Below are 12,905 nucleotides of genomic sequence, written 5' to 3' on the forward strand. Positions count from 1 at the left end.
AATTAAATTTGGAATTCATTGTTGGGTTTCCCTTGTTGGCGATAGTTTGCCTGATGTTCTTTAGGCAGTGTTCCGTACACTTTCTTAAAGCATTTCGTAAAATAGGATGCCGTATTAAATCCGGACATGTAGAGAATTTCTTTTACGGTAAGATCTGTAGTCTCCAATAATTGCTTGGCTCTTTTAAGTCTAAAACGTCTAATGAACTCTCCGGTAGAAAGGCCGGTAAATTCCTTAAATTTATTGTAAACGGCACTTCTGCTCATAGACAAGGCCGCCGTAAGCGATTCTGCATTGAACTCCGCATCCATAATATTCATTTCCAAAAGCTCAATAACACGGTTTAGAAATTCTTGATCAGGTGAGGTAACCTCAATTTCACTTGGAGAAAGGGATACTTCACGTTGCATATAGTTCCGTAATTCTTTTCGGTACCGCATAATATTGTTCAGCTTCACTTCTAGATGCTCTAAGTTAAAGGGTTTGGTAAGGTAATCGTCCACACCAATTTTTAGACCTTCAAGCTGGCTGTCATCATCCGTTTTTGCCGTAAGAAATACAATGGGGATATGATTATACTCTACCTGTTTTTTAACCTCCTTGGCAAAAGATATACCATCCATAGTGGGCATCATGATATCACTAATGATAATATTGGGCATATGGTTTTTTAATATGTCAAGCCCATGTTGGCCATTTTCCGCTTCCAGTATTTCATACTTTCTATAAAAACCACTTTTTATAAAAGCTCTGAGGTCTGCATTGTCTTCAACAACCAATAAGGTTGGCTTTTCATCAGAAGTCAGAACTTCTGTTTCGTCTTCGGTTTCAAAATCTACCTCTTTAAGGTGGTCCAAATTAGGAACGACCATGGCTTTGGTGGACTCGGAACCTATAATTTTATCATCTTTATAAAAATCAAATTTCTTAGGAAGGTAGAAAATGAAATTGGCTCCTTTCCGGGTTCCTTTTTCTACCAGAATTTCGCCATGATGCCGCTGTACAAGGCTTTTTGTAAGGGCAAGGCCAATACCCATGCCGTAAGTATTCCTATTGTCGGCGCTATCGTCATTAAAGAAACGGTCAAATATTTTCTCTAGACTAGCAGATGAAATGCCGTTGCCATTATCACGTACCTCTATTTTTACGTACTCCTCTCTGGTCTGGTCTATTTCTTTGGAGGTGTTGCTTACAACGATGGATATTTCACCACCATCAGGAGTAAATTTGAAAGCATTGGACAATAAATTGTTCATTACCTTTTCCAATGCATCCGGACTGAACCAAGTAATAAGAGTGGGCTCGTCACAAATTAGCGAAAACTGAATTGATCGATTGGTAGCCAAGAAATCAAAGGATTCTTTTATCTCATGTATGTTTTTTAGAATGTTGAAGTAACCAACTTCTAAAACCATTTTCTTCTGTTCTATTTTTTGAAAATCCAATAATTGGTTTACAAGCCGTAGCAATAAAGATGAATTTTTTTGCATAAGCCTGTATTGGTTCAGGCGTTCTTTAGGCTCTATAATGTCGTTGTTTTTTTCCAAGAACTGTAACGGGCCGTTCAATAGGGAAAGGGGTGTTCTAAATTCATGGGAAACATTGGTGAAAAACTCCATTTTCATTTTGTTGAGCTCATCTGCCTTTTGTTTGGTAAGATGGTTCATGGTGAGTTGGTGTTTTTCCTCTATTCGGATCAGGGTAAATTTACCAAAGGCATAAAGCAATGAAATAGCCAAAAGGGTATACAGAGCATATGCCCAAGTAGTTTTCCAAAATGGCGGAGCAATAACAATTTGTAATGCGTCTGGTTCTAAATTCCAAAAACCATCGCTATTGGCCGCTTTCACCTCAAAAGTATAAGTTCTTGGTTCTAAATTGGTATAGGTGACCAAATTTCTGTTGTTGGAGGCAACGGACCATTCATCTTGAAAACCTTTTAATCTATATTGATATTCATTTTTGTTAGGGGAAGAAAAATGTAGCGCAGAGAACCCCAATGAAATATTATTCTGGTTATGGTTAAGGTTTACCTTGTTAGCGGTTAAAATGGTCTGGTCTAATATTTCCTCGTCCGCTATTTTTTTATTCGGAAGCACAAGCTTATTGTTCAGCAAGAAACGGTCTATGTGAATTTCGGGCGGAATCTTATTTTGCTTGATTTTTCTTGGATAGAAGGCATTAAAACCATTGACACCACCAAAAATTAGTTGCCCGTCGGATTTTTTCAATGATGTTAATTCTTCAAACTCATTACTTTGTAAACCGTCTTCAACGTCATAATTTTTAAAGGTTTCGGTTAAAGGGTCAAATTTTGAAATACCGTTGTTTGTAGAAATCCAAAGCTTACCGTCATCATCTTCTTCAATACTTTTAATTACATTGTTGGGAAGCCCATCAGCTTCCGTATAGGCTTTAAAAGATTCTTTACCCGTAGTTTTATCTACAACATGTTTATTTAGTCCTCCACCAAGGGTTCCTATCCAAATTGTACCTTTTGAACTTTCAAAAATGGGTAGGATATAGTTATTACTTATACTGGTTGAATCATTTGCGATTACGGAAAAATACTGGAACTGTGGATTTTCTTCTTGTAATTGGTCTGCGGGTAGTTTGTTCAACCCTTTCCCAGTACCTACCCATAGGTTTCCCTTGCTATCTTCAACTATATTGCGAATAATCTTGCTTGCAAAATTATGGGAGCTATCAAAGTTTTCAACCGCCTTGTAAGGTGCATGTTTTGCACGAAAAAGCCCTTTAGAATAGGTGCCGTACCAGACTTGCCCAAATCGGTCCGTACACATACTAAATACGGTAGACTTTATTTTATCGCTAAACGTAACCTTGGGATTACGGCTAGGAGTGGTAATGTCTATTTGATAGACACCCGGTGTACCCGAGTTTCCTAGTTCCAGTATTTTTTTGCCGTCCACCTTGATTTCGTTCATAGAGAAAGCAGCGTTTACTCGGTCTATTTGTCTAAAGTTTGTAAACGTACCGTCACTATCTTCTTTTAGGAGTAAGCTTAGTCCGCCCCTGGTGCCAAACCAAAGAGTACCGTTGCTATCTTCGTATATAGATTTTACAATATTATGGCCCAATGTTCCGGGGCGCATGTCTCCCAAGTAATGGTTAAACTGCTTGCCGTTCAGGTCTAATTTGTTAATCCCTGTACCAAAGGTCCCTATCCATAGAACCCCTGTTTTATCGATTAACAAAGACCGCACATAGTCGGAACTTAAACTTGAACTATTTTCAAAACTATTGTCATGGTGTTTTTTTAGCAATAAGGTATCGGTTTTTAACCTATACTGATTCAGGCCGCTTTTGGTTCCTCCCCAAAGTCTGTTTTTTGAGTCGATTACCATTTTTAGAATAGTCTCGTTTCCTATTCGTTTTAGTTGAAAATTATTAGGGTCGTCGGATTCGGTGGGGGTAAAAATACCGTTAGAGGTTGCAAAAACCATTTGGCCGTTGGGGCTTTGTCCCATACTTCTTACGGCAACCGTATCTGTATGTACCCGAACAAGCTGAGGAATTTCACTTTTATCTTCTTTGGTGGTCTTTAAAATTCCAAAGGAGGTTCCAACCCATATAGTTCCTTGTTGGTCTTTGAATAAGGCAGAAGTTGGTTTTTTTAGGATATTAGGGTTCTCGGCATTAGGAAAATTAAAGGAGAGGGTTTTACGACCGGTTACTATCTGAGCCACCTGCAAACCACCGTCTGTTCGTGCCCACAGCCTATTTTCGTCGTCAATAATTATGCTCTTAACAATATCTGAGATAAGTCCGTTGGAATTATCTTTCCCTACCATAAAAGAGTGGAATCTTCCTGTTTTTCGTTCGTAGAAATTAATACCGTAACCGGCCGTCCCGATCCAAAGATTGCCTATAGAGTCTTCGGCAATGGCACTTATTAAGTTGCCACTTATTGCATAAGGGTTTTTTGGGGATGGTTTGAATTTTCTAAAATTTCTGCCGTCATAGCGGTTAAGACCATCATCCGTTCCGATCCATATGTAGCCATAGGAGTCTTGGTAAAGGGCTACCACATCATTCTGGGAAAGACCATCATTATTGTCCAAATGCTGAAAGTATGTCTCAGTTTGAGCGTTTAGGACCAATGAGAACAATAGGGTAAAAACGCCTGCCATTGTTCCAAGTCTTCTTGAACAAAGTCTAAATTTCGAAAATATATGAGCAGTACGAATAACTATTTTTTTATGTGGATATGTCTTTGAACATCACCTAAATGAATTTCAATTTTAAGAGAATTCAGATAGGGTAAAAGCTTTGGATAATAAGAAACAAATAAAAATAACGTGAAACCATTGTTTTAGGTTGGTTTTTTCAGTTTAAAATCAAAAGTTTTAATCTTTTAAACATTTGTTTCATTCCTAGACGTTGAACTTGGGAACCATCCGTGCAAATACATGATATTTTTTGGTTATAGATACTTTTCTAGCATAAATATGACCAGAAGAACTAAACTAATTCTACACAAAAGACTTTTGTTCTACTATTCAAGCCAAAAGTCTTACCGTATTATAAAGATAATTGACATTTTTGAGGTATTGAGATTGTTTATTGTTACAACCAGACTTTCATTTTTTAAATCATAGCTAGTTATGAAGCTTAAATATGTGCTCCCAGTTTTTATTTTAATAATCAATATTGCGTGCAAAGGGCAACAGGAAACCCATCAAAAACCACCAAATATAGTTTGGATCGTTTCAGAGGATAACTCCAAACATTATCTAAAAATGTTTGATGAAAATGGTATTGAAACTCCCAATATTCAGGCATTGGCCCAACATGGTGTGCAGTTTAACCGTGCCTTTTCAAATGCTCCTGTTTGTAGTGTAGCACGTTCAACTATAATCTCAGGGTGTTACGCGCCCAGGACAGGAGCTCAGTATCATAGGAAGTCGCAATTGGTTCCTATGCCGGACTCGTTACGAATGTTTCCTGCTTATTTAAGAGATGTCGGATATTATACCGCAAACAATAGTAAAGAAGACTATAATTTTGTTAAAGGTGATGATGCATGGGATGAATCATCGGGAAAAGCAACTTGGAAAAACCGTTCAGGAGACCAGCCTTTTTTCTATGTGCATAATATTGGAACTACCCACGAATCCAGACTACATTTTCCAGAGAGTGATTTAAGCGATTCGCCTACGCAAACTGGAGTTAATGATTATAAGGTGCAACCTAACCATCCGGACACGGAATTGTTCAGGTACACTAATGCACGCTATCGTGATAAAATTGTGGAAATGGACGGTCAATTGGGGGAGGTTGTAAAAGCCTTGGAAGCCGATGGACAGCTAGAAAACACATTCATTTTTTATTACGGAGACCATGGTGGGGTATTACCAGGAAGTAAAGGGTATTTATATGAAACCGGACTTCATGTGCCTATGGTGGTCAGGATTCCCGAGAACTACAAAGACATGGTGGACTTAAAATCAGGAAGCCAAACAGACCGTTTTGTGAGCTTTATAGATTTGGCCCCAACTGTACTGAACCTAGCCGGTGCTAAAATTCCGGAACAAATAGACGGTAAACCGTTTTTGGGTAAGGATGTTAACGCAGAAGAATTGAGCAAAGAAGATGTTGCTTATGGTTATGCCGATAGGTTTGACGAAAAGTATGATATGGTACGCTCCGTTCGTAAGGGCAAATACAAATACATAAGAAACTACCAGCCCTTTAATTTTGATGGGTTAATGAATAATTACCGTTACCAACAAGCAGCCTATCGCGAGTGGGAAAAAATGTACGAAAAAGGAGCATTAAATGATAAACAGTCTACTTTTTTCAAATCACGTACACCTGAAATGCTTTTTGATGTAGAGAACGATCCTTATGAAACCGTGAATTTGGCCGCCGACCCTAATTTTGACACAAAGCTTTTAGAAATGCGTGGACTTCTAAACGATTGGGTAATGGGTATGCCGGATTTATCTTTTTACCCCGAGTTCTATTTAGTGGAAAATGCTTTTAGTAATCCCGTAAAGTTTGGTAGAGCACATAAAAAGGAGATTCAAGATTATGTGGCAACGGCAAATATAATGTTAGAAGATGCTGCAACGGCCCAAACCAAGTTAAAGGAAGTACTGGTCTCTTCAGACCCATGGCAACGATATTGGGCATTGATTGTTTGCAGCAGCTTTGGAAATGAATTGAAAAGCTTAACTCCGGAAATAAAAAAAATAGCACAGAATGATGATCAAGGTGTAAATAAAGTTAGAGCTGCAGAGTTTTTAGGTATCACTAAAGCGGGAGAACCTGTTCCTATTATGTTGGAAGCCCTTTATTCCGCTAAACATGAGACAGAAGCCTTGTTAATTTTAAATTCAATAGTACTTCTTGGTTCGTATGATTATGGATATGAATTTCCAATTGATATTAGTAAGATAAACCCAGAGTTTAGAACTGAGAAGTCAGAAGTTCTTCGTCGTTTGGAGTTTTTGAATCCTGAAATGAAATAACTCCCCAAGAATTATTTGTTCATAATTAAAAGAAACATCATGTTACATTTAAAAAGAGCATACGGCAAAAGTTTAACAGGCTTACTGCTGCTAGCTTTTTTTGTGTCTGGAACTATAGCTACGGCCCAAAGAAAGAAAAAGAACGTTGAGACCGTTAAACGGCCAAATGTTATTCTAATCAATGTTGATGATTTGGGGTATGGAGACCTGTCTTCTTATGGCAATGAACTTTTTTCGACACCTAATATAGACCGTTTGGTAAATGAAGGGGTACGCTTTACGGACGGTTACGTTTCTGCTCCGGTTTGTTCTCCGAGTAGACACGGATTGTTATCAGGAGCCTATCAACAGCGCTTTGGAGTACAATGGAACCATGATACATGGAAAATGAAGCATCGCCAAGATGAGCTGATTGTTCCTAATAACCAAAAATTCATGAATCAAGCGTTTTCGGATGCAGGCTATGTTACCGCTATGGCAGGTAAAATAAACCTTCAAGGCTATCCTAAAACTACATTTGATTATAATTATTCCCTTACTTCATCAGGTTCCAATTATTTTCCGGAACCGACGGGAAAGTATTTGGGGGTAGATGATAAACCAGGGGAGAATTCCAAACCAAAAGGAGGTTGGACACCGATGTTATGGGGTCCTGAAAGGCCAGGGGAAGAATATCTAACGGATCGTTGTGGAAGGCAATGCATTGAATTTATTGAAGAGAATAAAGAAAAACCTTTTTTCTTTTACCTAGCCTTCAATGCGCCACATACACCACTTCAGGCAAAAAAATCGGACCTGCTCAGGGTAAGCCATATTAAGTCTGAGGCCATGAAATTGTACGCAGCTATGGTTCTAGCTATTGATGATAACGTAGGGCGTATTTTGGATTACCTCGAGAAAGAAAAATTACGGGATAATACCATTATTGTGTTCGTTAGCGATAACGGCCCTGCCAATCCCATTCATCTGTCGTTGCCCACTTGGTGGCCAGAGGATACTCCCTATCACTTGTTAGGGCAAAGAGGGCCACTTTCAGGCTTTAAAGGTAATATGTGGGAAGCTGGAATACGTGTGCCGTACATTATAAGTTGGCCTGCGCAATTAGAACAGAACGTAACGTTTAAAAAACCAGTTAGCACTTTAGATTTATATCCAACCTTATGTGCGGCTGCGGATGTTAAAATTCCGAATAAAACGATATTGGATGGGGTAAACCTATTGCCTTTTATTAGGGGCGGGTATGACACACAACCCCATGAAACCCTATTTTGGTATGCCAATAGAATGGGTGCCGCACGAATGGGAAAATGGAAGTTCTTGGTAGAGGACAACAAACATTACCTTTTTGATTTGGAAAACGATATTGCAGAAACTACAAATGTAAGTAAGCAAAACCCCAAGGTCATGCAAACTATTTTTGACGCCTACATAAATTTTAGAAATGAGATGCCTGCCATGCGCAACCCATTTTTAAGGCCTTTGGATATACCATCGCCAGATGTAATTAATTTACCTGTGGTTGAAGGAGACTAAGAAGCAATTTTAGTATGAACTAATAAAAGAGCCTTGCTAGAATAGCAAGGCTCTTTTGGTTTCAGAATTATTGTTAGGTATACGGTGGCGGATAAAGATGGTAACCTTTCCCAAGTGTCACTACCGAGAGAAGGCCTGATTTTTGTAAGTATTTGGCAATATGGCAAGTTGTTCTATGGATAAAAACAATTGTTGCATTTTTCCGTGGGTAATATTATCAATTTGGTCAACTCAAAAAAACTCAAACAATAATGCTTATGAAACTTACTAGATTAATTGTGAGGAACACACGTTTTTCTCGTCAATTTTGGTGCTTTTTATTGTTGGCCTTTTTTAGTGCTTTTGCGCAGGCCCAAACAGTAAAAGGAACCGTCTCCGATAGCCAAGGTCCACTGCCTGGCGTCAACGTATTTTTAAAGGAATCATCAAAGGGAACAACTACAGATTTTGATGGTAATTTTGTGCTTCAAGATGTGTCAAAAGGAGCCACTTTGGTCTTCTCGTACATAGGTTACAAGTCACAAGAAGTAATCGTATCAGGCGCAGACCTTAATGTAACCATGCAAGAGGATGCACAGGCTTTGGAAGAAGTTGTGGTAGTTGGGTACGGGGTACAGAAAAAGAAAGATTTAACAGGTTCTATTTCTTCCATTAGTACAGAGGACATTCAAAAAACCAATACAGTTTCCTTGGATCAAGCCATACAGGGTAGGGCGGCAGGTGTTACGGTTTCGGGAACTTCTGGTGCTCCGGGAGCTAGCCCAACGGTAAGAATTAGAGGAACGGGAACGGTTAACAACTCAGACCCTTTATATGTTATTGATGGTGTACCTATTAATGATATTGCCAACTTTAATATGGCAGATGCTGCTTCTATAGATGTCCTTAAAGATGCCTCGGCAACTGCAATTTATGGGTCAAGAGGAGCGAACGGGGTTATTTTAATTGAAACAAAAAAAGGGTCTAAACGTAAGACTACGGTATCCTACAACATATATACCGGAGTACAGAACAAAATAGATAATTTAGATGTTCTTACGGGGCCACAGTGGGCCATGCTGGTTAATGAGGCAAATACAAATGATGGAACCGCTATAGATCCAGAGTTGGCCAATCCAGGGGCTTTGCCTACATATAATTGGAAAGATGCCGCTTACCGTTCCGGGTTTATTCAAGATCACCAATTATCCATTTCCGGAGGGAGTGAAAAATCTACCTATTACATATCCTACGGATATATTTCGCAAGATGGTATACTCAAGGAGTCGGGCTATAGCCGTCATAACTTCAGGGTAAATAACACCTATCAAGTAGGGAAGAAAATTAAAGTAGGACACAACATTCAGTACTCTAATTCAGACAGGACATCCGTTCCCGAGGTGGGTGGTAACCCCTGGCAACGAGCGGCCTTTGTTGGTTACGTTACCGATCCGGTCTCTCCAATTTATGCGCCTGATGGGAGTTTAGGTATTCCCGGTTATTCGAGTGCCATTAATGCATTGGGCCTTGTAGAATATGGAAAAAGAAATCGTAAGAAAGAAAGTTTTTTCGGCAACTTATTTGTTGAGCTGGACCTAGCGGAAGGTTTAAAGTTCAAGTCTAATTACGGGTTGGAAATCACAAATGTAAAAAGTGATAATTACGTGCCTGAATATTTTGTGGGACCAACCTATAACAGTCCGGTAAGTAGTTATACTTTGAGCCGTTCGGAAAACAGGGTGATGGTACTTTCAAATACGCTTAATTACCTAAAGGTTTTTAAGGACAAACATAATTTTAACGCCTTATTGGGACAGGAAATCCAAAATTTAAACGCTAATAACGTTCAGGCAGAGCGTAGCGAGATTCCTTCAAGTGTTGCCAATCCAACCTTGGGTTCGGGAAATGTATCTACCTCTACTAACAATGGTGGTATATCCGAGTCTAAATTACTTTCGTTTTTCGGGAGGTTAAATTATAACTATGATGAGCGTTATTTAATAACCGCTACATATAGGTTTGATGGGTCTTCTCGTTTTGGGGAAAACCAACGTTGGGGTAAGTTTCCATCCGTAGCTTTAGGTTGGAATGTTCACAACGAACATTTTTATAATATTGGATTCTTAAATCAGTTGAAGTTTCGAGCAGGTTGGGGAGAAACGGGTAATCAAAATATACCTAATTCCTCAACTTTCAACACCCTTAATCTAAACACAAATTATATTTATGGGGCAGATCAGGTAACTACTGTTGGTGCAGCTCCTCTAAGACCCGGTAATCAAGATTTAAAGTGGGAAACTACCGTTACTAAGAATGTAGGGGTTGATTTAGGTCTTTTCAATAACTCACTGACGCTTACAGCAGATTATTTTATTAAGAATACAACTGACCTGCTTTTGGCGATACCTATTCTTAATACAGCGGGTTATAAGACAAGTCCTTACGGAAATGCAGGTGATATAGAGAACAAAGGTTTTGAACTTACCGCAAATTACAGAAAGAGTTTTGGTGATTTTTCGTTCAACTTAGGAGGGAACATTTCGTTTGTGAAGAACAAGGTTATTTCTTTAGCAGATGACGGTATCTTAATTGGTAGTAACCGTTCCAAAGATTATAGTCGTACAGAGGCCGGCCACCCTATTGCTTCTTTTTATGGATATGAAATGATCGGTATTTTTCAGACACAAGATGAGGTAGATAATAGTGCAGTACTTCCTAAGACCCAACCTGGTGATGTAAAATACAGAGATCTTAATGATGACGGAATCATTAATGATGACGATAGAAAGTACATTGGTTCGCCTTTTCCGGATTATACCTATGGTATAAATCTGGATATGAATTACAAACAGTTCGATTTTTCAATGTTCTTCCAAGGAAGTCAAGGGAACGATATTTTGAATCACACAATTTACTGGTTAGAAGCAGATTTGGGAACCAATATGTCTACCAATATGTTGAACCGTTGGACAGGAGAAGGAACATCCAATACCTTGCCAAGAGTAACTTTTGCCAACAATGGAGTTAACATGCCAAAATCATCCAGTAGATACGTTAAGGATGGTTCTTATCTAAGATTGAAGAATGTACAATTAGGCTATTCGTTACCGCAAGATATGTTGGACAAGACGCCAATTTCAAGTCTTCGTATTTATTTGGCCGCACAGAACTTGCTCACTTTTACCAAATACGAAGGTATGGATCCAGAGGTAGGTGTAGATACATCCGATAATGGCACCAGTCCTTTGGACATAGGTATTGATAACGGATTGTACCCATCCGCAAGAACATTCACTTTGGGCTTGAACATTAAATTTTAAAAAGACATTTATTATGATACCATATAGAACAATTAATAACGGACTAAAGTTTTGTTCCTTGGCTTTGATTTTTGCGTTAAGTTCATGCAGTAAAGATTATCTTGAGGTAGTGCCCTCCGGAGAGCCCACTATTGAGAATTTTTATAAATCTCCGGTAGATGCGGAACAAGCTCTAACAGCGGCCTATTCTCCAATGCGTGAGATGTATGCCCGTGAGAATTTTGGAGCGGCCAATGCCAATGATCTGGTCTTTGGAGATATAGGAACAGATGATATTTTAAAGGGAGGAGCCAGAGTAAATGATGGCCCACATCTGTATGAAAAAGAAATATATAGTCTTACGACTTCTAATTCTGCTGTAGAAAAACTGTGGCAAGTAAACTACAAAGGGGTGCTTTATGCCAATTTAGTTTTGGCAAATGTACCTAGTATTGAATTTGAGGATGAAGAGAGAAAAAAGGACATTATTGCCGAAGCACATTTTTTACGGGCCTATTATTATTTTGACCTGGTAAATACTTTTGGAGGCGTACCAATAATAGATACGCCGTTAGAGCCAGGAGAATACAATGTGGCACGTTCCTCAACTGAAGAGACATACAGGTTCATTGAAGAGGATTTGAAAAAAGCAATTTCAGAATTGCCTTCTAGATTTGATAAAGGAGCCGATTTCTTAGGGCATGCAGATATAGGAGCCGCCCTTGGTTTAATGATGCGAGTAGCGCTTTACCAAAATAAAATGGATCAGGTTAAAACGTACGGGGAGCAACTAATTGAATTGCCATATGTACTAGCAGATTATGCTACTATTTTTGAACCTTCAGGTGAGTGGAATACGGGATCAATTTTTGAAATTAATTTTTCCTCTAATTCAGATAAGTTGGGTACCTTAATCCCACGTATGATCGGTGCAAGAAAAAAAGGTGGTGTTGGTTTCTCTCAGATTAAAGAAGACTTAAGAAATGAATTTGAACCTAACGACCCTAGGTTTGATGCTTCATTTTACAATGTCCCGGGAGGGTATGGAACGGAGTGGTATATCAAAAAATATTCAATAACTCCATTTAGTGAAAACCCTAAACCTTCGGTTGGAGGAAACGGAAATAGCGGTAACAATATTAGAATCCTTCGTTTATCCGATGCGTATTTAATGTATGCAGAAGCTATTTACAATACAGACCCCACAACTGCAATAAACTATGTAAATAAGGTAAGGCAGAGAGCAAGAGGTGATAATGATGCTTCCGTTGTTCCGGATTTGGACGGCAGTCTAAACGGGCAGGCTTTGTTGGATGCCATTTATCACGAGCGTAGGGTTGAATTGGCAGGCGAAGGCTTCCGGTATCATGACCTAATTAGAACGGATAGAGCAGAGGCTTTGCTAGGATCCTTGGGCTTTAAAAAAGGATTGCACGAGATTATGCCTATACCTTTGTCTCAAATAGATTTGTCACAAGGAGTACTGGTGCAAAATCCCGGGTATTAAAAACGGAACTATGAATGTACCTCTCTTAGGTAAAAGTAAGAGGGGTACATTTTATTCAAAAAAATTGAATAACCTATAACTTGGTGAAAC

General features: G+C 38.9%; 5 protein-coding genes. 4 read left to right on the forward strand and 1 reads right to left on the reverse strand.

Translation table 11 applies throughout. The features are described 5' to 3' along the window. Positions 1-2 precede the first annotated feature (2 nt). Positions 3-4,154 carry a hybrid sensor histidine kinase/response regulator transcription factor gene (locus Q4597_RS10155; protein WP_303406118.1) on the reverse strand — a complete coding sequence of 1,384 codons (4,152 nt, stop codon included), beginning with the start codon at positions 4,152-4,154 and terminating at the stop codon, positions 3-5. A 474-nt stretch (positions 4,155-4,628) separates the two neighbouring features. Here Q4597_RS10155 and Q4597_RS10160 point away from each other — a divergent pair, with 474 nt between their 5' ends. From Q4597_RS10160 to Q4597_RS10175, 4 genes are all read left to right on the forward strand, one after another. Beyond that, on the forward strand, positions 4,629-6,497 hold the full coding sequence (locus Q4597_RS10160; RefSeq protein WP_303406119.1) for a sulfatase: 1,869 nt from the start codon (positions 4,629-4,631) through the stop codon (positions 6,495-6,497). A 39-nt stretch (positions 6,498-6,536) separates the two neighbouring features. After that, complete coding sequence (locus Q4597_RS10165) at positions 6,537-8,030, forward strand: sulfatase-like hydrolase/transferase (protein WP_303406120.1); 1,494 nt, start codon at positions 6,537-6,539, stop codon at positions 8,028-8,030. A gap of 257 nt (positions 8,031-8,287) precedes the next feature. After that, the gene (locus Q4597_RS10170; protein WP_303406121.1) at positions 8,288-11,329 is read left to right on the forward strand and encodes a TonB-dependent receptor; all 3,042 of its coding nucleotides are present in this window, start codon (positions 8,288-8,290) and stop codon (positions 11,327-11,329) included. A gap of 13 nt (positions 11,330-11,342) precedes the next feature. After that, positions 11,343-12,815: a RagB/SusD family nutrient uptake outer membrane protein gene (locus Q4597_RS10175; protein ID WP_303406122.1), complete on the forward strand. Its 1,473-nt coding sequence runs from the start codon at positions 11,343-11,345 to the stop codon at positions 12,813-12,815. Positions 12,816-12,905 lie beyond the last annotated feature (90 nt).

Origin of the sequence: Zobellia sp. 1_MG-2023, assembly GCF_030549125.1 — a bacterium.
GTDB lineage: Bacteria > Bacteroidota > Bacteroidia > Flavobacteriales > Flavobacteriaceae > Zobellia > Zobellia russellii.

Excerpts from the sequence above, each read along its gene's own strand:
- Q4597_RS10155 (WP_303406118.1), bottom strand. The coding sequence starts at position 4,154 with ATGGCAGGCGTTTTTACCCTATTGTTCTCATTGGTCCTAAACGCTCAA.
- Q4597_RS10160 (WP_303406119.1), top strand. The coding sequence starts at position 4,629 with ATGAAGCTTAAATATGTGCTCCCAGTTTTTATTTTAATAATCAATATT.
- Q4597_RS10165 (WP_303406120.1), top strand. The coding sequence starts at position 6,537 with ATGTTACATTTAAAAAGAGCATACGGCAAAAGTTTAACAGGCTTACTG.
- Q4597_RS10170 (WP_303406121.1), top strand. The coding sequence starts at position 8,288 with ATGAAACTTACTAGATTAATTGTGAGGAACACACGTTTTTCTCGTCAA.
- Q4597_RS10175 (WP_303406122.1), top strand. The coding sequence starts at position 11,343 with ATGATACCATATAGAACAATTAATAACGGACTAAAGTTTTGTTCCTTG.